This is a genomic window from Acetobacter sp. P1H12_c, from assembly GCF_018811975.1.
Taxonomy (GTDB): Bacteria; Pseudomonadota; Alphaproteobacteria; order Acetobacterales; family Acetobacteraceae; genus Acetobacter; species Acetobacter persici.
Genome location: NZ_JACRVR010000014.1, coordinates 48,787 through 70,850, shown reverse-complemented (window position 1 = coordinate 70,850; position 22,064 = coordinate 48,787). Strand labels below are relative to the sequence as shown.

Below are 22,064 nucleotides of genomic sequence, written 5' to 3'. Positions count from 1 at the left end.
AACGTCTGTCTTAAAAACGCATATGCAAGATATACTAACAAACGTCATGACCAAATCAGAAATTCAGTCAGATCCCCTTAACCTAACAACCTAAAAGGTCATCAGATCAAAAAGATACGCCGTCAGCATATCCCTCTCTCGTATTCTCTTGTCAAAGACCAAACCACCAAATCGAGCCGATCAATCTAGCAGAGCCAGAGGCCGCTGCCAACCGTCATCTCGTCCGGTGAAGCGGTTTCTAAGCGATCAAACCCTACCTGTCAACACGCTTGGAAATTTTATTCAAAATGGCGGGGAACCGGGGCTGAATCGGTTTTCACCCCACCGGTAAAGCCCCTTAAGGCCCCCCTTTTAATCATTAAAGAAAATCCATCTTACGGATTTAGACGTTTATGGTCAGCTTTTCATACGTGCGGAACCAGGACACAAAACGCTGCACGCCCTCTTCCAGCACGGTTGTGGGGTGCCAGCCTGTCAGAGACTGAATGGCGTCAATGCTGGCCCATGTCTTTTCCACGTCCGCCTGAGGACGCGGCAGGAGACGCAGGTTTGCCTTACGGCCCAGCTCTGCTTCCAGCAGGGAGACAAGATACCGCACGGATTCTGGCCGGTGGTTGCCGATGTTCAGCACCCGCGCCTCACCTGCGGCTGGCGGCCGCTCAAATACCGCCAGAACACCTGCCACTACATCCGCGATGTATGTGAAGTCCCGCGCCAGCCCGTCCCCTTCATACAGGGTGACGTCCTCCCCCTGCGCAATGGCACGGGCAAAGCTGTAATAGGCCATGTCCGGGCGCCCCCACGGCCCATAAACCGTAAAGAACCGCAGGCCTGTCTGCGGCAGCCCGTAGAGATGACTGTAGGTGGAGGACGCCAGTTCTCCGGCCCGCTTGGTCACGGCATAGAAAGACCCGGGTTCATCCACCCGATCCGTCTCCCGGAACGGCATGCTGGTATTCCGCCCATAGACGGAAGACGATGAGGCATAAACCAGATGGTCCAGCCGCTTCAGCTTGCGGGCAAATTCCAGCACGGCCACATGACCCAGCACATTACTGTCCGCAAAGACGTATGGATCCCGCATGGAATAGCGCACGCCGGCCTGTGCCGCGAAATGGAAGATGCCGCGAATATCCGGCTCCCGCGCGGCAAGCGTTTCCAGCCCGTCAGGATTGGTCAGATCAAGGTGATGAAAAACGAATCCCGATGACTGCCAAAGCCGTTCCAGACGCGCCTGCTTGAGAGCGGGACTGTAATACGGGTTCAGGTTATCGACCCCGATAACCCGCTCCCCTCTTTCCAGAAGCGCCCGGCTGACATGATAGCCAACAAACCCGGCTGCCCCGGTTACTAAAAACGTCACGTTACTGCCCCGTTATACCCCCGCTGCCGGGGCTGTGCGCACCCCCCGGACAGAACGCTTCGCGTCAGGATTTTTTCTCCAGAGACGGTGCTTCCACCTTATCGCCCACAGTAATACCAAGCTTTGCCGTCACACCGCCTGCCAGTTCCAGCGTGGCTGTAACCGGCCCGTGGCTGCTGATATGGGCCAGACTGCGCGGCACTGCGTTTTCTGCAATGGCCTGAATCCGGTGGTCCGTGCCGATAAAGACGATATCCAGCGGGACCAGCGTATTTTCCATCCACATATCGCTCTGCTGCGGTGTGGCCCACAGGAACAGCATCCCGTTATCCGCAGGCAGATTTGTGCGGAACATTTCCCCCACCTGCTGCTGACGCAGTGTTTTAGCCAACTCTACCGAAAAGACGTGCCGACCGTTCGCAGAGGCGATTGCGAGGTTTTCCTTCGGCAGGGTTGCCTGAGCCTGAGTGGGCTCCCCCATCTCTTCGGCCCGGACCGGACCAGCCCCCAACAGCAGACCTGCTGTCAGGCAGGCGGCCAGCATGCCGCAAATACCCTGTTTCACTCACAAACTCCTGTTAGCCTGCACGGAAGAACTGGTTGTTCGCGCGTTCCTCACCCAACGAGGTTGAGCCACCGTGCCCGGGCATAATGACGATATCATCCCCAAGGGGAAGTAATTTCTCTTTTAGCTGACTTATGAGAAGGGAACCATTTCCATAAGGGAAATCCGTGCGCCCGATTGTGCCCCGGAACAGGGTATCCCCCACAAACGCAAAACGGGCTTTTTCATCCACAAACACCACATGGCCGGGGGTGTGGCCCGGAATATGGCGGACGAGAAAACTGCGGCCCAGCAGTTCCACACGCTCTCCATCCTGCGTGTAACGGTCCACTGTGGCATTTTCCAGCCCCGGCAGGCCGAAATGGCGGGCCTGCTCGACAATGGAGGACAGGAGAAATTCATCCCGTTTGTCCGGCCCGATGACTTCCGGCGCGCTGCCTTGTTCTGCCGCCAGAGCGCGGCACAGGGGTGCGACTCCCCCGGCGTGATCCAGATGACCATGCGTGAGGAGAATCGCATCGACCGTCAGGCCACGCTGGCGGATGACCTCCATCAGAAAATCTGCATCCCCTCCGGGGTCCACCACCAGAGCGTGCCGGGTGTGTTCATCCCACAGGAGAGAACAGTTCTGGCGAAACGGGGTGACAGGCAGAACCTGCAATTGCATGTCGGGATATACTAGATGCAAGACGTCAGAGTCCTTCCTGTAACACTGCAAGACAACGGAGACGGGCATCGGGTGAAGGACTGCCCCCTCCCCTTTACCTTAAAGGGTTTTTCCATAAAAAAACTGCCACATGCAGAGCACGGGCAGTTTTTTCAGATCTGACTCCTGAACTCAGAAGATCAGGACGGCAGAACCCAGCCCGTTGCCGGGATATCGAAATGCTTGCGCAGATCATGTGCCGGAATGTTGGTCAGATCCTTATCAAAGGTCTTGATCAGCTTCGCGGCGGCAGGCTTGCTCAGATGTTCGCGGATTTCATGCAGCACAGGGGCCGGAGCGGCCAGCACGAAACCGTCAATCGTCTTGCCGCTGTTGACCAGCGCGTTCAGACGGTCAGCCACAACGCGGGCAAAGCCATCCTTGGCAGCATCTTTCGGCGTGGCGCCCGAGGGCAGTTTGCCCGGAGTCGCTTCGTGCGTTTCGCTGTCAAAATCCTGCACGTCGTGCATTTTGCCCTGACCATCATGCAGGAAGCGGACTTTCCCGCCATCAGCCACAACGTAAATGACGCGACCGTCTTGTGATTCAATCATAAAATACTCCTCAGTCTCTCAATAGCACTCATGTTATGACATGGGCGTCCCCTCTCTGGGTATCAAGCCCCCCTCCGCGCGGAAACCTTCCACAAAGACAGGCCTGACCCCACGTTCCTTCCGTGGGCACTACAGGCAAGGACTGGTATAAGCTGGAGGTTATGACTGTCTCCTCACCCGCCCCGCTTTCAGGCCCTCAGCCACTGACCCCGCTGGACCATGCTCTTTTATGGGTGCGGGAAGGCCATGCCGTGGCTCTTGCGACGGTGGTGGGAACATGGGGCAGTTCCCCGCGCCCGGCTGGGAGCCTGATGGCCATCAGCAGCACGGGGCGGGTGGAAGGCTCCGTCAGCGGTGGCTGTGTGGAAACGGATGTGATTACGGCAGCGCAGGCCATTATGGACGGAGCGGCCCCTGAGGTTCTGTCTTATGGTGTCAGCAGCGACCGCGCGTGGGAGGTCGGGCTGGCCTGCGGTGGCAAGCTGGATGTGCTGGTAGAAGCGGTGCGGTCCCCGGCCTGCCCCTCCGGCACCCTGCCAGAGAATGTTCTGGCTGATGCCTGTGCGTATCAGAACGCCAGACGGCCTGCCGTGCTGGCCCGCACGCTGGACGGTGTAAAACATCTTTTAATCTCTGATCCGGACAGCGACTCCGTGCCGTCAGGCCTTCCACCCGAACTGGCACAGGCTGTGCGAAAAGCCGTGGCCTCCGGCCGATGCGCGAATGAACCCGACGCACAGGGGCATCACTGGTTTTTGCAGCCGCTCACCCCGCCGCCGCGCCTGCTGATTGTGGGGGCCGTGCATATTGCCCAGCACCTCGCCCTTCTGGCCCGCATGACGGGCTTTTCTCCAGTCGTGATTGACCCGCGTTCAGCACTGGCCACACCGGAACGCTTCCCCGGCTTTATTCCCGGCACAACATTGCTGACAGACTGGCCGGATGACGCACTGGACCAACTGGGCGTGGATTCCATGACCGCCATTGTCACCCTGACGCATGACGCCAAGCTGGATGACCCGACGCTGGAAGCAGCGCTCAAAAGCCCTGCTTTTTATATTGGCGCGCTCGGCTCCCGTAAAACGCAGGCCAGCCGGATGGAACGCCTGCTGGAAATTGGCTTTTCCGAGCAGGAGATCAGCCGCATCCATGGCCCCGTCGGGCTGGCGATCGGGGCGATTGGTGCGGAAGAAATCGCCGTGTCCATTCTTGCGCAGATTGTTGCCGTGCGGCGCAAGGCGGCGCTGGCGGACCATCCGGGGTGGTAGAACCCTGCGCCGGGGCGCCGATTGCCATTATTCTGGCGGCAGGACGCTCCTCCCGCACGGCACCGGCTCATAAACTACTGGCCACCGATGCTCAGGGCGTGCCCATGCTGGTGCGCACAACGGCCACCGTTCTGGCCAGCACCGTCAGCAAGGTGGTGGTGATCCTGCCCCCTGACCGGCCTGACCTGTCTTCTCTTATCAGCACGGCTTTCCCGGCCACACCGCGGCTGGAACTCCGGATTGCGCAGGATGCAGCGGACGGACTTTCCGCCTCACTGCGAGTCGGCATTGCGGCCGCACAGGCAGCGCAGGCCTCCGCCCTGCTTGTGTGTCTGGGCGATATGCCGCTGGTTTCCGTCACGTTGCTGAACGCTTTGTTGCGCGACCACGCCCTGTTTAACGCCCCTGCGACGGCACCAGACCGGGGAGATGGTAAGCCCGGCAACCCGGTTGTGTGGAGCGCATCACACTTTTCTGCCCTTGCCGCCGTGCAGGGAGATCAGGGCGGACGGGCAATTCTGCGCGCACTGGGGCCCACCGTGCATCGGATTCTGGCCTCTGCAAACGAACTGGTGGATTTTGACACGCCGGAACGGCTGGCCGCCTATGCACGTTCTGCACCGGCCCCGGTTGACCACATGGGCGCACGCCCCGAAAACTGAAGGCCTGCCGGCACGGAGCCGGCCAGCCTCTGTGCTGAAAACCTGAGAGAGTCTTATGAGCAAAATTCTGCGCACCAACCCCAACCCGATTCTGTCTGCTGCGGTTGAGTATCACGGCTTTATTTTCACACAGGGCGTTGTGGCCCGTAATCTGGACGCTGATGCGGAAGGCCAGACCCGTGACATTCTTGAACAGCTCGACACCCTGCTGGAGCAGCACGGCACGGACAACACCCGCCTGCTTCAGGCCCAGATCTGGCTGAAGGACATCAAGGATCGTGACGCCCTGAACAAGATCTGGAGCGCATGGCTGCCGGAAAACGCTGCCCCGGCCCGCGCCTGCGTTCAGGCTGTCATGGCCGACCCGCGCATTCTGGTCGAAATCATGGTTGTGACGACGAAATAATCCGTCCTTTTCCGGCTCCGTGTGTGTCGGCCTTGCGTGACATCTATGCCACAGCAAGGTCGAATCCACGGAGCCGGAACAGAAGAGCAACCTTTCACCCCTCTGGCCGGGAAGCCGGTAATTCAGGCAATGTCGTGGCAGGGTATAGGAATGTATTCCTATTTTCCTGTTTTTGGGGTGGATGATTCAGCAAACCCACCTCCATGCGAATTTGCCCCGCAATGAGCGCTTGCCTGACTTGCGCAGATGTTTATACCTGTTTCTACATTGACTGAACCGTGATGCAGAGAAGGCACGCTGACATGCGACAGAGACGGCCCGGAAAATTCAAGCTCGCGATGGCCGTTGTTTCTCTTCTGTCGTTATCTGCCTTCACACAGTCTGCCTCTGCCAAGGCCCGCCATACAGTAAGCCACGGGCACCGGAATGGTTCCGTCCATAAAATCACCTTTTCCACCGCGTCCTACCATGCCTCAGGGCGTTATGCCGGTGGCCGCTGGCACCCGGCATCAGGCCGCCGCTTTTCAGTACGCCGCAGCTATGGCGGTGGTCACGTCATTCAGTGTGTTGCCTATGCTAAAACCGCTTCTGATGTGATGCTGCACGGCAATGCACGGGACTGGTGGCACAACGCCGCTGGCGTGTATGACCGCGGAAACGCACCGGAAGCTGGCAGCGTTCTGAACTTCCGCAGCATCCGCCGCATGCCGCTGGGCCATGTGGCTGTAGTGCGCAGTGTGGTGAACAGCCGCACGATTATTATTGATCAGTCTCACTGGGCGCAGGCTGGCATCAGCCACAATGTTCCGGTGATTGACGTCTCCCCCAACAATGACTGGTCCGCTGTGCGCGTTGCCCTGAACAACCGCTCTGGCACTTACGGCTCCATTTACCCGACCTACGGCTTTATCTACCCGCGCAGCGCTGGCAGCCATGGCAGCAGCAGCCGTAACGAAGTCATGACGGCCTGGGCGAAAAAGACCCAGATGCAGGGCGGGGAAACCCAGCTGGCACAGGCCCCGGAAAACGCGCACCCCATTACCAGTGGCGCACAGGACAACACCATTACGTTTGATGGCCAGCAGTAAGATCCGTCTTACAGGCCCCTTCTTTAAAACCGCCCCGGTTTACCGGCGGCGGTTTTTTTGTGCCTGCGGTTTCTCTTGCACCAGAGCATTTTGTACTGATAGGTAAACTATAAACCAATCGGTACAGAGACCCACATGATGAAACCTCCCTTGCCCCCCTTTACGGAAGAGACCGCCCCGCAAAAAGTCCACGCAGCGGAAGATGCGTGGAACAGCCGGGACCCGGCCCATGTTGCGCAGGCCTATACGCCGGACTGTTTCTGGCGCAACCGGACTGAGTTTATTGAAGGGCGAGAGGAAATTCTCGCGTTCCTGACCCGCAAATGGCAGCGGGAACAGGACTATCGTCTGGTTAAGGAACTCTGGGGCTTCCGGCTGAACCGCATGGCAGTGCGCTTTGCGTATGAATGGCATGACAGCACAGGCCAGTGGTTCCGGTCCTACGGCAATGAATTATGGGAATTTGAAGAAAACGGGCTGATGCGCAGGCGGATTGCGTCCATCAATGATCTGCCGATCCTTCAGGCCGACCGTAAACTGCTCTGGACCGGCCCCCGCCGCCCGGATGACTTCCCTTCCCTCACCGCGCTGGGCCTTTAGACACCGTGGCCCGCACTGTGGCAGAAAAAGCCGATAGTCTCCCCCTGCTGGCCGAAGTCTTCCGGGAGCATGGCTATGAGGGGGCAAGCCTGAGCCTGATTTCTCAGGCGAGCGGCCTCGGGAAAGGCAGCCTGTATCACTTTTTCCCCGGCGGGAAAGAGGAGATGATGGCCTCGGTTCTGGCCAGTATTGACCACTGGTTTGAAGAGGAAATTTTTCACCCGCTGCAGAGCTCCGCCTCTCCGGCAACCGCTATTGAGGCCATGTTTGAAAATGTGCGGATCTATTTTGCCTCCGGCCAGAGGGTCTGTCTGGTGGGGCTGCTGGGGCTGAGTGACAGCCGGGACCGCTTCAGCACCGCCATCCGGGCATATTTTGCCCGCTGGGTAGAGACACTTACAGTGGCATTGCGGCCCGGCTGCCAGACCGATCAGGCCGCGCAGGAACAGGCTGAGCAGATTGTAGCCGGGATTCAGGGGGCCATTGTGCTGGCACGTGCCCTTGGCAGCCCGGATGTTTTTGACCGGATTCTGGATGAGATAAAAAGCAGACAGCACGCCAAAAGCAGGGAATACTCACTTGCCACCCTCCGCTGAAGGCTTTTCAGCCGACCCCGCTGCCGCACCCGTTAAGGAAACCCATCCCTTTGCTGTTGACTGCTTCTCTGCCGTGCCTGATCGTTATCCTGAACTGGCTCTGGCCGCTGACCCTGCCTCTGGCGTTAAAAATCCCTCTGGCAGCCCTTATGCTGGCAGCCTCCCAGTATCTCTTCTGGTGTAAGCTGTCCTCCGGCTCCGTTTTTGTGCCGGAATTTCCCCGCCCCCTCATTATCCTGTTTAACTGGGCTTTTGGGGCCATTCTGTTTTTAGCACTTTTTCAGATCGCGCTGGATGTGGGCGAACTGGCAGAAACCGTTATACGCGGGCATTTTGTGTTCATTCCCGATTCCTACCGTATCACCGCAGCTCTTGCGGCAGGGGTGGTGGCAGCCATTGCGGTCGCCGGGGCCATCCGCGTTCCCCCCGTGCGGGATGTGACGGTGACCATTCCCGGCCTACCCCCTGCTTTTGAAGGATACCGCCTGCTCCAGCTCAGTGATCTGCATATCAGCCGTTTATTCTCCACACGGTGGACACAAGCTGTTGTCACCCGCGCCAACGCCGCCGGAGCCGATCTGATTGTTGTAACCGGAGACTTTATTGACGGCTCTGTTGCCATGCGCCGGGCTGATATTGCGCCCCTGAAAAACCTGCACGCGCCAGATGGTGTCTTTGCGATTCCCGGTAACCACGAATATTTTTTCGATTATAACGACTGGATCAATCACCTCTCCGGCCTCGGCATGACCATGCTGCTCAACGCCCATACCGTGCTTACCCGCAACGGGGCCTCTCTGGTGCTGGCCGGTGTGACGGACCTCTCCGCTCCGGCGCATGGTCAGACCGGGCCGGATCTGGACGCAGCCCTTGCCGGTCGTCCTGCCCATGCCCCGGTGGTGCTGATGGACCACCAGCCCCGCATGGCCCAGAATGCCGCCGGGCAGGGAGTAGCCCTGCAACTCTCGGGCCATACGCATGGGGGCATGCTGCCGGGTCTCGCCCGGCTGGTTGCGCGAGGCAATAACGGCTTTGTTTCCGGCCGTTATGATGTGGGCGGCATGACGCTGTATGTCAGCAACGGCACAGGCCTGTGGCCCGGCTTTGCCCTCCGCATTGCCTGCCCCCCGGAAATCACCCGGTTCTCCCTGCGGGCGGGGCCGGTGCGTAACGCGGAATAGAGAGCACAAAATGTCTCTTAAAAAACCCGTGCCGTCACCACGGGTGAGGACATCCTAACTAAGGCTGAGGGGTCTGAGGGCTGAGGCTTCTTAATCCTTCTCACCCCATCTCCAGCGCCAGCCGCCTGCGGTTCTGGTTTTGCATATCCAGAGGAAAAGCCCGACGGCCACAACGTTGATGCCATTGACCACCAGCAGGGCAACAAGCGGCCTTTCCGGGCGCAGGGCCACCATGCCCAGAGTCGAGCCAAGTGTTACAAACAGGAATGTGCCGACCGTCACCCAGCCCTGCCAGCTTACGGGCCGCCCCGCGCCGTAGCCATAGCGCCGCGCGGCAAACCATGTGTCAGGTGTGCGGGAAGCCTCGGGGGTGCGCTCTGCCATGACCGTTTTCCTTATCCGGCACATCGTTTTACCGGCTCTGAAAATACCAGATCAGCAGCACAAACGCAGACACAGAGTTGTGACCCGACTCTCAGCCTGGGCTGCTTATACTCTTACGGATATCTGTGTCCGCATACACAAAGATTGATACTGTTATTGATATTTTCAATAAAAAGACAAAGAGAGGCCGCATGACAACCCTCCCGCTGGTCGATGCCGGACAACGCGATCTGGTTGGTTCTTTCCCCGCCTTTGACCCGGACCAGGATGACCTGAAGGATTTCCGGCGCACACTGGTGGAAGGCACGACCAGTCTGCTCAATTCGGCTTCAGTCTCTTACGAGGAACGGACCATTGCTGGCCCGAAAGACGCGCCGCAGGTACGTGTGCTGCTGTTCCGCCCCCCGGAGACGCAGCCCCAGACCACACCCGCCATTCTCTACATCCACGGCGGCGGGATGATTGCAGGCACGCCGGACATGCAGGCCGGAACCCTCCACCGACTGGCGCAGGAAACGGGGGCCCTTATTGTATCGGTGGATTATCGTCTGGCCCCGGAAACCCCCTTCCCCGGCGGGCTGGAAGATGCTTATGCGGCCCTTGTCTGGCTGCACACCCACGCCGGGGAACTCGGCGTCGAAGCCAGCCGGATTATTGTCATGGGGGATAGTGGCGGGGGCTGCCTTGCTGCCGCAACGGCCCTTCTGGCACGGGACCGCAAACAGGTGCCACTCTGCGGGCAGTTCCTGATTTATCCCATGCTGGACCTGCGCACGGGCGGCCCGGACGCGGTCTCTGATGATCCGACAACGGGAGAATTTGTCTGGACCCGGGCGCAGAACCGGCACGCATGGGCTGCCGTGCGCGGCACACTGGGGGAAGATGATCCCCGGTTTGGTTATTTATCCCCTGCTTTTATGAAAGATCTGTCCGGCCTGCCGCCCACCATTATCACCACCGGGTCACTTGATCTGTTCCGGGATGAAGATGTGACGTTTGCGCACCGCCTCTGGCAAGCCGCCGTGCCAACGGACCTGATTGTCTATGCCAGCGCTGTGCATGGTTTTGACCTGCTGGCGTCCCCACTGGCCGAGAGAGCGCATCGGGATGTTGTAGAAGGCGTGCGCCGTCTGCTGGCCTGAGACGAGATTTATCTCCCCCCTCACACGACGTTTCAACAAAAAAGGCGGCCCCTTCCGGAGCCGCCTTTTCTCAAAACTTCTGGCGGACGCCTGCGTCCGGGCAGAGGGTTTTATTCCATCCATTCCGCAATATCGGGGCAGGAGCAGATCAGGTTCTTGTCCCCATGCACGTTATCAATCCGGCCAACGGGCGGCCAGTATTTGCTGGCAGCCTTTACCCCCGGCGGGAAGCAGGCGTCCTGACGCGCATAGGCATGCGCCCAGAGTTCTGCCGTGACAACGCTGGCCGTATGCGGCGCATGGCGCAGGGCGGACTCTTCCGCCGTGAGCGTGCCCGCTTCAATCGCGCGCACTTCTTCACGGATTGCCAGCATGGCATCACAGAAGCGGTCCAGTTCCGCTTTCCCTTCAGATTCTGTCGGCTCGATCATGAAGGTGCCTGCCACCGGGAAGCTGACCGTGGGGGCATGGAAGCCGTAATCCACCAGACGCTTGGCCATATCATCCACCGTGACCCCGGCACTATCCTTCAGCGGGCGCAGGTCCAGAATACATTCATGCGCGACGCGGCCTTTGGCCCCGCGATACAGCACGGAATATGCCCCCGCCAGACGGCTGACAATGTAATTGGCATTCAGGATAGCAACCTGTGTCGCGCGCTGAAGACCTTCATCCCCCATCAGGCGGATATAAGCCCATGAGATCGGCAGGATCGACGCAGACCCAAACGGGGCGGCACTCACTGCGAGGTCCGTGTTTGCATCCGCCGGGTTGCCGGGCAGGAACGGCGCCAGATGGGCGCGCACGCCAATCGGCCCCATGCCGGGACCACCGCCGCCATGCGGAATGCAGAAGGTTTTGTGCAGGTTGAAGTGGCTAACATCCCCGCCGTAATCCGCCGGGCGCGCCAGACCGACCTGTGCGTTCATGTTCGCGCCATCCACGTACACCTGACCACCGGCCTCATGCACCAGATCACAGATTTCACGCATGCTTTCTTCAAACACGCCGTGGGTGGAGGGGTAAGTGATCATCACCGCTGCCAGATCACGGGCGTGCGCCTGCACTTTGGCCCGCATATCATCAAGATCGATATTGCCGCCCGCATCGCACCTGACCACAACCACCTGCATGCCCGCCATCTGGGCAGAAGCCGGGTTGGTGCCGTGCGCGGAAGCCGGGATCAGGCAGACCGTACGGTGTGCATCACCCTGTGCGCGGTGATAGGCGCTGATGGCCAGCAGACCGGCATATTCACCCTGCGCCCCGGAGTTCGGCTGGAACGATACAGCATCATACCCGCTGATAGCACACAGCCATTTTTCCAGATCAGCAAAGAGAGTCTGATACCCCTCCGTCTGGTCCTGCGGGGCAAAGGGGTGAATGTCACAAAAGCCGGGCCATGTGATGGGCAGCATTTCCACCGTGGCGTTCAGCTTCATGGTGCAGGAACCGAGCGGGATCATGGTGCGGTCCAGCGCCAGATCCTTGTCAGACAGACGGCGCAGATAACGCAGCATATCCGTCTCGGAACTGCATGCGCTGAAAATCGGCTGTGTCAGGAAGGCACTTTTCCGCGCCAGTGCTTCCGGAATGACACTGCTGGCCGGAGCCAGCACTGCCGCCATCTGGTCCACCCGGCCCTGTTCCGCGCAGAAAGCGGACCAAACCGACGCAACCGTCTGCGCGGAGCTTGTTTCATCCAGACTGATGCCAATGCGGCCATGCCCGGCATCCCGCAGGTTGATGCCCGCGGAACGGGCACGGGCCAGAATGTCCTGAACACCTGCCCCGGCCTGCACGGTAATGGTATCAAAAAACGCTTCGGTTTCTACCGTGACACCCAGCGCCCGCAGGCCAGCCGCGAGGGCCGCCGTCAGGCCGTTGATGCGGCGGGCAATGGCGCGCAGACCCTCCGGCCCGTGATAAACCGCATACATCCCGGCAATAACCGCCAGCAGAACCTGTGCTGTGCAGATGTTGGAGGTCGCTTTTTCACGCCGGATATGCTGCTCTCGCGTCTGGAGCGCCAGACGATAGGCCGGACGCCCCGCGCTATCGACGGAAACCCCGACCAGACGGCCCGGCATGCTGCGCTTCCACGCATCCCGTACCGCCATGTAAGCCGCGTGCGGGCCACCAAAGCCCATGGGAATGCCAAAACGCTGCGTGGAGCCAATCGCGATATCCGCCCCCAGTTCCCCCGGAGAGGTCAGCAGGGTCAGCGCCAGCGGGTCCGCCGCCATCACGGCAATGCCGGAAGCCGCATGCAGGGCTTCAATCACGCTGCGCGGGTCCGCCACCGTGCCGGACGTGCCGGGATACTGGAACAGGGCACCGAACACGTCCGTGGGCACCAGATCCGTCAGCGGGTTGCCGTAAACCAGCGTAATACCCATGGGCAGGGCACGGGTTTTCAGAACAGCAATGGTCTGCGGATGGCAGTCGGCATCCACAAAAAAGGCTGTGGCTTTAGATTTTGCAACGCGGCGGGCCAGCGCCATGCCTTCCGCCGCGGCCGTGGCTTCATCCAGCAGCGAGGCGTTGGCAATGTCCAGCCCGGTGAGTTCGGTAATCATGGTCTGGAAGTTCAGCAGTGCTTCCAGACGGCCCTGACTGATTTCCGGCTGATACGGCGTATAGGCCGTGTACCATGCCGGGTTTTCCAGAATGTTCCGCTGGATAACGGCAGGCAGGATGGTGCCGTAATAGCCCTGCCCGATGAGAGACGTCATGACCTGATTCTGCCCGGCCAGTTCCCGCAGGCGGGCCAGCACGGCACTTTCTGTCCAGCCTGCACCAATACCCATCGGCTGTGTAGCGCGAATGGCGGCCGGAATGGTTTCCGCCGTCAGAGCCTCCAGAGAGGACGCCCCCACAGTTTTGAGCATAACGGCCAGATCCGCCTCTGTCGGGCCGATATGGCGCCCCACAAACGGCCCGGCCTCCGGCTGAAGGCCCGCGAACGCTGGCAGAGTATCAACAGAAGGACCAGTCACGCGGGCCGAACCGGAAGCAATGGAAAACATGCGGGGGTATCCTGAAAAAGCTGAGCAGTAGTAATGACGTTTCCCGTGGCAGCCTGATCAGGCGATCAGGGCGGCGTAGGCGTCTGCATCCATCAGGGCGGAAAGCTGATCCTGGTTGGACAGACGGAATTTGACAATCCAGCCTTCGCCTTCCGGGTCGGAGCTGACGCGGGCCGGGTCATCAGAAAGCTGCGGATTGTTGTCCAGCACTTCCCCATCCACAGGGGCGTAAATATCGGATGCCGCTTTTACGGATTCCACAACAGCAATGGAGTCACCAGCCTTCACCACGGTGCCGGCATCGCGCGCTTCAACAAACACCAGCTCACCCAGCTCTTCAGCCGCATGTTTGGTGATGCCAACGGTGGCGGTTTCGCCTTCTACGCGGATCCATTCGTGGTCTTTGGTGAAATACAGGGTCATTGTCTCAGCACTCCATAAAAACAGATAATTTAAAAACCTGAAGGAAAAATCGTGCCCTTACCGTTTGAAACGGGCGGGAACAAACGGCAGGGCCTGCACTACAGCCGGTACGGCACGGCCACGCAGTTCCGCCACCACAGATGTCTGCGGTGCAGCGTAGTCTGTCGCGACGTAGCCCATGGCCACCGGGGCTTCCACCGTGGGGCCAAACGCGCCGGAGGTCACTTTGCCCAGCGGCGTTGCAAATTCCACATCCGCATAAAGCGGCGCACCACCGCGCACCGGAGCGCGGCCTTCAGGCAGCAGCCCCACGCGGCGACGGGACACGCCCTCTTCAAGCTGTGCCAGAATCACATCCGCACCGGGGAAGCCCCCTGCGCGCGCGCCATCCCGGCGGCGGCTTTTCTGGATGGACCATTCGAGCGCGGCTTCAACCGGCGTCGTCGTCTCATCAATATCGGAACCATACAGGCACATCCCGGCTTCCAGACGCAGGCTGTCCCGCGCGCCAAGGCCGATCAGTTTTACCGCGGGCTGTTCCAGCAGCTTGCGGGCCACGCGGGAGGCATCCATGGCGGGCAGAGAAATTTCAAACCCGTCCTCTCCGGTATAGCCGGAGCGGGAGATGGTGCAGAGCGCGCCATCCACATCCACCTCCAGCACATCCATGAACTTCATGTCCCGCACGGCGGGTGCCAACGCTGCAAGGGCGGCTTCTGCTTCCGGCCCCTGCAGGGCGAGCAGAGCGCGATCTTCCAGCACTTCCACAACGCAGTCAGCCAGTTCATCCTGAAGATGCGCGATATCGGCATCCTTACAGGCGGCGTTGATCACCAGCAGCAGGGACTCCCCCATCCGGGCGACCATCAGGTCATCCAGAATGCCGCCTTTTTCATTGGTGAACTGCGTGTACCGCTGTTTGCCATTTTTCAGGGAGGCGATGTCGGCGGGCACAAGCCGTTCCAGCGCGAGGGCTGCGGCCTCACCATCCCCGGAGCGGGCACGCAGGCGCACCTGCCCCATGTGGGAGACATCAAACAGGCCCGCATGGTCACGCACATGCCGGTGCTCCGCCATAATGCCATCGGCATAATTCAGCGGCATGGCATAGCCTGCAAACGGCACCATTTTGCCACCGGATTCGGTATGCAGGGAATAAAGGGGGGTGTGAAGGAGAGTATCAGCGCTCATGGCCGCAGCCTTCCGTAAGAGGACGGGGCCGTTTTCCACACGCTGCAAAGAGACATACGACGTAAGACAAAATAAGGGCCCCGGACCAGGATAATCCGTCTGCCCCTTCTGTTTTTTTGCCTGAGATCGCTATCCCGTCGGCGGACGCACAGGCGCCTCTCTCCAGAAGTTAACCGCGCAGGGTCCTTTTGCCTGAGAGTTTCCGGGGCGGTTGCTCCTTCGGCGCCGGTGCAGGACCGGTCTCTCCCTCTGCGCGGTCAGAACCGTGACATCATTGCGTTAGCAAGTCAATCAAGGTTCCCGTGAGTCTCTGGTAATTTTTACGCCTTATCCGCAGGCAGGTGCTTTGCGATATAGGGCGGCAGATTGAACGCGCCAACATGGATTTCCGGCGTCCAGTACTGGGTTTTTCCCAAAATACCGGCAGCCTCGGCACGGGCGCGCACGGCCGCGACATCCTGCCCGGCAGGGCTTTTGCCCTTGGAGGCAATCCCCAGCGTCATGAAGCCGCCAACATAGGTCGGCACAGCCGCCACATAAGCAGACACATGCGGGAAGAATTTGGCACGGCGCAGGCTGGTTTCATGCAGTTCATCCGCCTGCATGAAGGGCACGCCACACTGATTGACGATCAGCCCTTCCGCCGTCAGCACACGGGCACAATGTTCATAGAACGAGTCTGTGAACAGGACTTCCCCCACGCCGATCGGGTCGGTGCTATCAACAATAATGGCATCGAAGGACGCATCCGCGGCACGGGCCACGTAATCAATCCCGTCGCCCACAATCACTTCGGCCCGCGGATTGTTCCATGCATCGCCCGCAATGCCCGGCAGGTGCTTTTTGGAAAGCTCAATGACAGCGCCATCAATTTCCACCATCACGGCCTTTTCCACGCCCGGATGTTCCAGAACGCGGCGCAGCACCCCGCCATCCCCCGCGCCGATAATCAGCACGTTACGCGGCGCGGCATGGGTGAACAGCGGCACGTGGGTGAGCATTTCCTGGTACACGAACTCATCGCGTTCCGTAATCTGCACCACGCCATCTAGCAGCAGCACACGCCCGTGGGACTCGCTTTCAAACACCACAATGTCCTGAAACGGACTGCGGGTGCGGGCAAGTTCCTGCGTGACACGGAAGCGCTGGCCCCAGTTGTCATACAGGGTTTCTTCAATCCATTGATCGGCCATGGTTTTTTAGTCCTGATTCAGCGGTCAGGGGCCAGAACATCTGCTCTGGCCCCTGCCGGAAAAACACATCACACAGGCTGAGCTGTGCCGTGTTTACAGGGCGACGCATCCGCGACGCTGTTCATCCACTTCCAGACGCTTGGCCTGAAACAGGCGCTGCATCACGGGAATCGCCAGATTGGGGTCGCATGCCCCGCACATGAAGATATCCACAGCGGCGAAGTCACGCTCCGGCCATGTGTGGATGGAAATGTGGCTTTCGGCCAGCACAACCACGCCAGACACGCCGCCATTGGGCGTGAAGTGGTGAAAATGGCTGTGCAGAATGGTCGCACCCGCAGCAAGCGCTGCTTCACACAAAGTGCGGTCGATCTTTTCAGGATCGTCCAGATTTGTGGCATCCCACAAATCAACCAGCAGGTGTGTACCTGCAAACTTCTCGCCATCTTTTACGACGAAGTAATCCTTGCGATCATCGTCAGACGAGACCGGAACAGAAATTGCCTGGTTATTGCTCGGGTGTTCCGAGACCATCCCCAGTTGAGCAAGTGCGTTCATCGACGTACCCCCAAACCAGTAGATAGCCTGTTGGGCGGGATCGCCCCCTTGGGCCAAGGCGCGAGTAACTACGGACTCGCGCCCCCCCTGACAAGTCTTATCTTGTTCACAACCGTTTTTTTTCTAAAAACTGTCAAAAACGTGCTTCAGCCCTTCTCAATGCGCAGGACTGAGGGGCTTGATGCTCCGTATCTGCATGGCAAACCGCTCATCCCGCTCTGCCCCCAGCGTGCGGCCTGCCAGCCAGCCCTTGAGCCGCAGCAGGGTTGCCGAATCCTGCGCCGCCGCCGCATCCGTTGCCAGACGGGAAACGAGTGCCTGCTGCGGTTCCGTCAGAACACCGTCTTCCGGCACGCTGCGGGCAGCCAGACGCCCCAGAACCAGCACAGCCTCCGGCCAGCGTTTCTGAGACTCATACACCTGCCCGCGTAACTCCAGCCCGGCATCTGTCTCATCCCGCTCAAGCAGGCTCAGCGCCCTGTCCGGGTCCCCCAGAGCCACAGCCAGACGGGCAGCATCATAGGCACACTGCGTCGCCAGATCCTCCGGCAGACCTGGATGTCGCGCGCGGTCCAGTGCCCTTTGCGCCACGTCCAGCCGGTGGGCCTGCAATGCGGCCTGCGCCAGCAGATCCTCCGCCTCAGCCTTTGCCACGGGGTTATCCTGCAACAGAGCCGCCTGCCCGAAAGCCGCCATTGCCGCATCCAACCGCCCGCCTGCCAGCAGCAGACGGCCATAGCCAGCCAGCAGCTTCGCTTTGGTGGGTCCATCCTCCACATGCGGCAGATGGGCGGCAATCAGCCCGGTACGATCAGCAGCGGACAAGGGGGCCGCCAGCGCCGCTCCCCCGGCAGGCGCACCGCGCACCGTCTCCGGGAAAACCAGCCCGCGCAAAATCGCCAGATAGGCGCTGGACAGCACATCCTCCGGCACATCCGGCCCGGCCAGCACCCTATCCAGCAGGGCCAGAGCCGCCTGTGGCTGCCCGGCGAGGGCAAAGGCATGCGCCTGCCCAAGCCGGATGGTCGCCTTTGGCCCGGATGGGAGGGCGGCGGGTTGCCCCTCATTTTCCAGCAGCTTGCCATAAGCCTCCACCGCGGTAGCGGGGGCGAGCATATCCTTCTCCAGCATCAGCCCGACCAGTGCCGCGCGGGCATAGGCTGCCGTCTGGGCAGAGGAGGAGGCTGTCAGATTTTCCAGCGCCACGCGGGCGGTTTCCGCCTGCCCGGCTCTTGCCTGAAGCAGAGCACGGGCAAGATCGTAAGCGGACTCATCCGGCAGCGGATCAAGCAACGCTGCTGACGCAGCATCCCCGAACCGGGCCACATAAGTTGCCGCCTGCGGCACCATCAGGGCACGCACGGCGGCTGGATAAGCCTGCATCTGCGCAAAGCCAGCCGCCAGCAAGGTGGAGGCCGTCTGGCTGTTCTGGCCGGTCTGCATCAGATACAGGCCGCGCCAGACCCGGGTGGCGGGGGCATCCCCAAACCGGGCGTCATTCAGATCCTGCGCCTGCCCGGTGTGCCCTGCCAGCAGAGAGGCCGCAGCACGCAGAAATGTCCCGGCAATTTGCGCTGTATCGTTTCTTGCCGCCGTGCTCGTGCTCGTGCTCGTGCTCGTGCTCGTGCTCGTGCTCGTGCTCGTGCTCGTGCTCGTGCTCGTGCTCGTGCTCGTGGCTGGTGCCTCTGATGCCGGTGTCCTGTCCAGCACACGCAATGCCTGCCAGGGCTGACCTGCGGCAAAGGCGGTCTGCGCGGAGTCCAGCCGGGAAGGCTGACGGGAAGAAGCCTTCTGACCGCCCCCAGCCGACCCGAACCCAAGCCATCCCCAGTCTGCCCCATGCATCGCGACGGAAGCCGGTGCGGGCGCAGAAGAGGCCTCTTTCTCGCCGACAGGCAGAGGGTCGAGCGCGACGGCATCCAGCACCACACCCTCCGCCGTCCCACGCAATGCGATCTGCGGCGAGTCAGCAGCAATCACAAGGCCTTCCAGAGAAGGCCGGATGCTGTACCCCTCCGCGCGCCGCCCCTGCGGCACACCACCTGTCACCCCCAATGAGGGCGCAATCAGCAAACGCTGGCCGGACGCAGGGTCTGGCAGCATCAGAACTAGGCCGGCCTGCTTTTGCGGAAAGAGGACTGCCCCCGGCATGAATACCGGCATGCTGCCAGCGGACGGAGTTGAGGAAGAACCCGCATGGCCTGATACGTCCGTTTGCAAAATCCAGCCGTCCGACTGGCGGGAAAACGAAAGCTGCGGATGGGCCGGCAGATACAGGCGGATAACGGTTGCTCTCTCCAGCACCGTTACATCCGGACTGGAAAACAGACCAAGATCGCCGGACAAATGGGAGAGTGCTGGAAGAGGCTGGTCGGCCACCACAACAAAATCCGGACCAGACCAGAACGCGGCCACAGCGGTTCTGGCATCAAACGGCAAAAGCAGACTGGCGTGGGGAGAAGGAGGCACCGCCGCATAGGCCGCGCGTAAAGGGGCCAGCACCGTCTGCGCAGCCACGCTCTGCATCAGCACAAGGCAGGCGGCAGCTCTGCGCATCATTCTGTAATCCGGCACCGCTCTTCTGCCACCCTCAGCCTGGTCCGCCCCAACGGCACGACACGCCTCTTTTTCGCACTTTTCCCAACGGCTGACAAAAAAAGCCGTATTCCGCGCAACAAAACTGTTTTTTGTTGCGTCCTGTTTCAATCTCTCAAACAATGCCGCAGGATTGCCGCGATTACGGTGAACTCTTGTATTTTATGGAGAGTCTTATGAAACGTCTCTTTTTCACACTGTGTCTCATGTCTCCGCTGACCCTGCTTACAGGGTGCGGGGGTGGCTATGATCACCATCATCACGGGCCACGCCCTGACTGGAATCATGATCATCACGGCCATAACGACCATGATCGTCCGCCGCCGCCACGCCCCATGCTGCGCTGACCGCCAGAAGTCGACTCACGAGAGTTCTGATTTCTGTAAAAACCCTCTTCCTTTCTCCGGGCGGTAATCTGCCACATCGCCCGGCTTTCCTCTTTAAACCTGTGAGTGTTTCATGCTGGACCGCATTACAAGCATGCAGGTTTTTGTAAAAGTTGTTGCAACCGGCAGCTTTACCGGGGCCGGGCGTGCGCTCTGCCTGTCCCAGACGATGGTGACCAAGCATATCAATGCGCTGGAAACCCGGCTTGGCAGCACGCTGTTTCACAGAAGCACACGCAAACTCTCCCTGACGGAAGCCGGACGCCTCTTTCTGGACGGATGCCAGAAAATCCTGCCCGAACTGGAAGAAATTGAGCAGACCGTTACGGAGCAGCGGCGGGAGCCCCGTGGCCGCCTGCGCCTGAATGCGCCGGTTTCCTTCGCTATCCGGTACGTCGCACCGCTTCTGCCCGACTTCAGCCGCCGCTACCCACTGGTAACAGTCGAACTCGGCGTGAATGACCGCACGGTTGATCTGATTGAAGAGGGCTGGGACCTCACGCTGCGCATCCGCTCGCTCACACCCAGCAGTCTGCGGGTCCGTAAACTGGCCGATATTCGCATGGTGGTTTGCGCAGCGCCGTCTTATCTGGAACAGGCCGGAACGCCGACCACACTGGCAGACCTCAGCCAGCACGCCTGTCTGGGGTATACGCTGGGGGAAACAACCGCCAGCGCATCCCGCTGGAGCTTTGGCGCGCAGGGCGAAAAATCCGTGACCATTTCCGGCCCGCTCTGCGCCAATAATGGCGATGTGCTGCGTGAGGCTGCTATTGCCGGACAGGGGCTTGTCTACCAGCCCACCTTTATTGTGGCGGATGCCCTGCGGGCGGGCACGCTGAAAGCCGTAACGCTGGATATGCCGCCCACACCCGGCCCGCCGCTACACGCTGTTTATGCCCCCGGCCTGACCATACCGTTAAAAGTCCGGGCAATGATTGATTTTCTGGCTGCTCAGTACGGTCCTGTGCCGCCGTGGGACAAAGATGTCCCCTGAGCCGCGTTGCCACATTGACGCAACGCGCACCGCCAGCTTTCTCCGGTTCTGGCACCTGCAACAGGCATCACAAGGCATCCCCCTGCCCGACACATCCCTGCCGGATAAAAACCAGTCATGCTGTTTGCGTCAGACACAGCCTGAACAGAGACAGATCTGGTTTTCAGCGTCATAATTTAAGATTTTGAGAAAAAATAGCCTTTTGCCATTTTGTATCAATGGTGAGCCGGGAGGGACTCGAACCCTCGACCATTCGATTAAAAGTCGAATGCTCTACCAACTGAGCTACCGGCTCACACCATTGGTTCACAAACCATCGCGGCAGACTGAACTGCGGGACGTGTTTGCTGGAGGCTGTCTAAACGGATCGTTCCCGGTGTGTCAAGCGATGAGACCACATTCTGACCAGAAAAGAGGATTTTTCCCTCTCTTCCAGCCTTTTGTGAGACAGCTAACCTCTTCCGGGTGCAAAGTATGGGCAAGAGCAGAACTGACCATAAAGGCGTGCCGCCGTGTTTCTCGCCCACAGACTCTGCTGGGCGTTTAAAGATCCAACCCGCCCCGCAAGAAGCGGCACATCCTCCCGTTTTGTCCGGGCTTACACCAAAGTCGTCGCCCATAAAAAAACGCGACCTCCGGGGAGGCCGCGCTTTTCAGACATCAGAAAAAAACTTCTGAAATCAGGCGTTTTCAGCAGAGGCCGGACGCATGCTTTTAATCCGGTCGGGATCTTTCACCATGCCAGATCCACCGGAACCGCGTTTGATTTTGTCGATATGTTCCATACCTTCAATCACGTCACCCACAATGGTGTACTGACCATCCAGATGCGGGGAAGGTTCAAACATGATGAAGAACTGGCTGTTGGCGCTGTTCGGGTCAGACGTGCGGGCCATACCCAGCGTACCGCGCAGAAATTTGGCATCCCGCGTGAATTCAGCCTTCAGGTCCGGCAGTTCGCTCCCGCCCATGCCTGTGCCCGTCGGGTCACCCGCCTGTGCCATAAAGCCGGAAATAACGCGGTGGAAAGGCACGTTATCGTAAAAGCCCTGAGCAGACAGCGTACGGATACGCTCCGCCGCGAGAGGAGCAATGTCCGGACGCAGGCGGATGACCACGCGGCCTTCGGGCACATCCATATAAATCAGATCATTTTTATCTGTGTCGGCAGTCATAA

General features: G+C 60.0%; 22 protein-coding genes, 1 tRNA gene and 1 riboswitch. Of the genes, 9 read left to right on the top strand and 14 right to left on the bottom strand.

The window, feature by feature from the left end; all coding sequences use genetic code 11:
- Positions 1-382: 382 nt before the first annotated feature.
- From KP699_RS09240 to KP699_RS09225, 4 genes are all read right to left on the bottom strand, one after another.
- Positions 383-1,363 carry an NAD-dependent epimerase/dehydratase family protein gene (locus tag KP699_RS09240; RefSeq protein ID WP_215762393.1) on the bottom strand — a complete coding sequence of 327 codons (981 nt, stop codon included), beginning with the start codon at positions 1,361-1,363 and terminating at the stop codon, positions 383-385.
- Positions 1,364-1,427: 64 nt separating this feature from the next.
- Positions 1,428-1,907: a DUF192 domain-containing protein gene (locus tag KP699_RS09235; RefSeq protein WP_035373246.1), complete on the bottom strand. Its 480-nt coding sequence runs from the start codon at positions 1,905-1,907 to the stop codon at positions 1,428-1,430.
- A 34-nt stretch (positions 1,908-1,941) separates the two neighbouring features.
- Positions 1,942-2,616 carry an MBL fold metallo-hydrolase gene (locus KP699_RS09230; RefSeq protein ID WP_215762392.1) on the bottom strand — a complete coding sequence of 225 codons (675 nt, stop codon included), beginning with the start codon at positions 2,614-2,616 and terminating at the stop codon, positions 1,942-1,944.
- Positions 2,617-2,774: 158 nt separating this feature from the next.
- Complete coding sequence (locus KP699_RS09225; protein WP_035373240.1) at positions 2,775-3,188, bottom strand: host attachment protein; 414 nt, start codon at positions 3,186-3,188, stop codon at positions 2,775-2,777.
- A gap of 161 nt (positions 3,189-3,349) precedes the next feature.
- On the opposite strand from KP699_RS09225, the gene KP699_RS09220 reads away from it, so the two are divergent.
- The 7 genes from KP699_RS09220 to KP699_RS09190 all read left to right on the top strand — a co-directional run bounded on the left by KP699_RS09220 (position 3,350) and on the right by KP699_RS09190 (position 8,989).
- Positions 3,350-4,456, top strand: coding sequence for an XdhC family protein (locus KP699_RS09220; RefSeq protein WP_215762391.1), 1,107 nt, complete (start codon positions 3,350-3,352; stop codon positions 4,454-4,456).
- Positions 4,450-5,118, top strand: a complete 669-nt coding sequence (locus KP699_RS09215) for an NTP transferase domain-containing protein (protein ID WP_215762390.1) — start codon at positions 4,450-4,452, stop codon at positions 5,116-5,118. Before KP699_RS09220 ends, KP699_RS09215 begins: the two co-directional genes overlap by 7 nt.
- 55 nt (positions 5,119-5,173) lie before the next feature.
- Positions 5,174-5,524, top strand: coding sequence for a RidA family protein (locus KP699_RS09210; RefSeq protein WP_025825040.1), 351 nt, complete (start codon positions 5,174-5,176; stop codon positions 5,522-5,524).
- 302 nt (positions 5,525-5,826) lie between these two features.
- A complete protein-coding gene (locus KP699_RS09205; RefSeq protein ID WP_025825039.1) occupies positions 5,827-6,612 on the top strand; it encodes a CHAP domain-containing protein in 786 nt (261 codons plus the stop codon).
- Between the two features lie 135 nt (positions 6,613-6,747).
- Positions 6,748-7,212: a nuclear transport factor 2 family protein gene (locus KP699_RS09200; RefSeq protein ID WP_215762389.1), complete on the top strand. Its 465-nt coding sequence runs from the start codon at positions 6,748-6,750 to the stop codon at positions 7,210-7,212.
- Positions 7,213-7,217: 5 nt separating this feature from the next.
- Complete coding sequence (locus tag KP699_RS09195) at positions 7,218-7,808, top strand: TetR/AcrR family transcriptional regulator (RefSeq protein WP_215762388.1); 591 nt, start codon at positions 7,218-7,220, stop codon at positions 7,806-7,808.
- 50 nt (positions 7,809-7,858) lie between these two features.
- Entirely contained in the window at positions 7,859-8,989 is a 1,131-nt protein-coding gene (locus tag KP699_RS09190) for a metallophosphoesterase (RefSeq protein WP_252346904.1), read from the top strand.
- A 90-nt stretch (positions 8,990-9,079) separates the two neighbouring features.
- On the opposite strand, the gene KP699_RS09185 is transcribed toward KP699_RS09190, so the two are convergent.
- Positions 9,080-9,373, bottom strand: a complete 294-nt coding sequence (locus tag KP699_RS09185; protein WP_215762387.1) for a hypothetical protein — start codon at positions 9,371-9,373, stop codon at positions 9,080-9,082.
- 191 nt (positions 9,374-9,564) lie between these two features.
- On the opposite strand from KP699_RS09185, the gene KP699_RS09180 reads away from it, so the two are divergent.
- Positions 9,565-10,515, top strand: a complete 951-nt coding sequence (locus KP699_RS09180) for an alpha/beta hydrolase (protein WP_215762386.1) — start codon at positions 9,565-9,567, stop codon at positions 10,513-10,515.
- Positions 10,516-10,625: 110 nt separating this feature from the next.
- Here KP699_RS09180 and gcvP read toward each other — a convergent pair whose 3' ends face one another.
- From gcvP to KP699_RS09145, 7 genes are all read right to left on the bottom strand, one after another.
- Positions 10,626-13,544, bottom strand: a complete 2,919-nt coding sequence (gene gcvP, locus KP699_RS09175; RefSeq protein ID WP_215762385.1) for an aminomethyl-transferring glycine dehydrogenase — start codon at positions 13,542-13,544, stop codon at positions 10,626-10,628.
- 57 nt (positions 13,545-13,601) lie between these two features.
- Positions 13,602-13,967, bottom strand: a complete 366-nt coding sequence (gcvH, locus tag KP699_RS09170) for a glycine cleavage system protein GcvH (protein ID WP_215762384.1) — start codon at positions 13,965-13,967, stop codon at positions 13,602-13,604.
- A gap of 57 nt (positions 13,968-14,024) precedes the next feature.
- Positions 14,025-15,158 carry a glycine cleavage system aminomethyltransferase GcvT gene (gene gcvT, locus KP699_RS09165; protein WP_215762383.1) on the bottom strand — a complete coding sequence of 378 codons (1,134 nt, stop codon included), beginning with the start codon at positions 15,156-15,158 and terminating at the stop codon, positions 14,025-14,027.
- Between the two features lie 170 nt (positions 15,159-15,328).
- Positions 15,329-15,418: riboswitch (glycine riboswitch) on the bottom strand.
- A 60-nt stretch (positions 15,419-15,478) separates the two neighbouring features.
- Positions 15,479-16,351, bottom strand: coding sequence for a polyamine aminopropyltransferase (speE, locus tag KP699_RS09160; protein ID WP_077930919.1), 873 nt, complete (start codon positions 16,349-16,351; stop codon positions 15,479-15,481).
- Between the two features lie 93 nt (positions 16,352-16,444).
- Complete coding sequence (speD, locus tag KP699_RS09155) at positions 16,445-16,909, bottom strand: adenosylmethionine decarboxylase (RefSeq protein ID WP_215762382.1); 465 nt, start codon at positions 16,907-16,909, stop codon at positions 16,445-16,447.
- Positions 16,910-17,065: 156 nt separating this feature from the next.
- Complete coding sequence (locus KP699_RS09150) at positions 17,066-19,468, bottom strand: hypothetical protein (RefSeq protein ID WP_215762381.1); 2,403 nt, start codon at positions 19,466-19,468, stop codon at positions 17,066-17,068.
- Positions 19,469-19,729: 261 nt separating this feature from the next.
- On the bottom strand, positions 19,730-19,870 hold the full coding sequence (locus KP699_RS09145; protein WP_215762380.1) for a hypothetical protein: 141 nt from the start codon (positions 19,868-19,870) through the stop codon (positions 19,730-19,732).
- 93 nt (positions 19,871-19,963) lie between these two features.
- On the opposite strand from KP699_RS09145, the gene KP699_RS09140 reads away from it, so the two are divergent.
- On the top strand, positions 19,964-20,887 hold the full coding sequence (locus tag KP699_RS09140) for a LysR family transcriptional regulator (RefSeq protein ID WP_212376616.1): 924 nt from the start codon (positions 19,964-19,966) through the stop codon (positions 20,885-20,887).
- A 219-nt stretch (positions 20,888-21,106) separates the two neighbouring features.
- Here the strand turns inward: KP699_RS09140 and KP699_RS09135 are convergent.
- Positions 21,107-21,182 (bottom strand) — tRNA-Lys (locus KP699_RS09135).
- A gap of 385 nt (positions 21,183-21,567) precedes the next feature.
- The gene (locus KP699_RS09130) at positions 21,568-22,062 is read right to left on the bottom strand and encodes a peptidylprolyl isomerase (protein WP_025825020.1); all 495 of its coding nucleotides are present in this window, start codon (positions 22,060-22,062) and stop codon (positions 21,568-21,570) included.
- Positions 22,063-22,064: the final 2 nt, after the last annotated feature.

Bases quoted from the DNA above. Each gene is read 5' to 3' on its own strand.
- KP699_RS09235 (WP_035373246.1), bottom strand. From the start codon at position 1,907: ATGCTGGCCGCCTGCCTGACAGCAGGTCTGCTGTTGGGGGCTGGTCCG.
- KP699_RS09225 (WP_035373240.1), bottom strand. From the start codon at position 3,188: ATGATTGAATCACAAGACGGTCGCGTCATTTACGTTGTGGCTGATGGC.
- KP699_RS09220 (WP_215762391.1), top strand. From the start codon at position 3,350: ATGACTGTCTCCTCACCCGCCCCGCTTTCAGGCCCTCAGCCACTGACC.
- KP699_RS09210 (WP_025825040.1), top strand. From the start codon at position 5,174: ATGAGCAAAATTCTGCGCACCAACCCCAACCCGATTCTGTCTGCTGCG.
- KP699_RS09205 (WP_025825039.1), top strand. From the start codon at position 5,827: ATGCGACAGAGACGGCCCGGAAAATTCAAGCTCGCGATGGCCGTTGTT.
- KP699_RS09200 (WP_215762389.1), top strand. From the start codon at position 6,748: ATGATGAAACCTCCCTTGCCCCCCTTTACGGAAGAGACCGCCCCGCAA.
- KP699_RS09185 (WP_215762387.1), bottom strand. From the start codon at position 9,373: ATGGCAGAGCGCACCCCCGAGGCTTCCCGCACACCTGACACATGGTTT.
- KP699_RS09180 (WP_215762386.1), top strand. From the start codon at position 9,565: ATGACAACCCTCCCGCTGGTCGATGCCGGACAACGCGATCTGGTTGGT.
- gcvP (WP_215762385.1), bottom strand. From the start codon at position 13,544: ATGTTTTCCATTGCTTCCGGTTCGGCCCGCGTGACTGGTCCTTCTGTT.
- gcvH (WP_215762384.1), bottom strand. From the start codon at position 13,967: ATGACCCTGTATTTCACCAAAGACCACGAATGGATCCGCGTAGAAGGC.
- gcvT (WP_215762383.1), bottom strand. From the start codon at position 15,158: ATGAGCGCTGATACTCTCCTTCACACCCCCCTTTATTCCCTGCATACC.
- speE (WP_077930919.1), bottom strand. From the start codon at position 16,351: ATGGCCGATCAATGGATTGAAGAAACCCTGTATGACAACTGGGGCCAG.
- speD (WP_215762382.1), bottom strand. From the start codon at position 16,909: ATGAACGCACTTGCTCAACTGGGGATGGTCTCGGAACACCCGAGCAAT.
- KP699_RS09150 (WP_215762381.1), bottom strand. From the start codon at position 19,468: ATGATGCGCAGAGCTGCCGCCTGCCTTGTGCTGATGCAGAGCGTGGCT.
- KP699_RS09140 (WP_212376616.1), top strand. From the start codon at position 19,964: ATGCTGGACCGCATTACAAGCATGCAGGTTTTTGTAAAAGTTGTTGCA.
- KP699_RS09130 (WP_025825020.1), bottom strand. From the start codon at position 22,062: ATGACTGCCGACACAGATAAAAATGATCTGATTTATATGGATGTGCCC.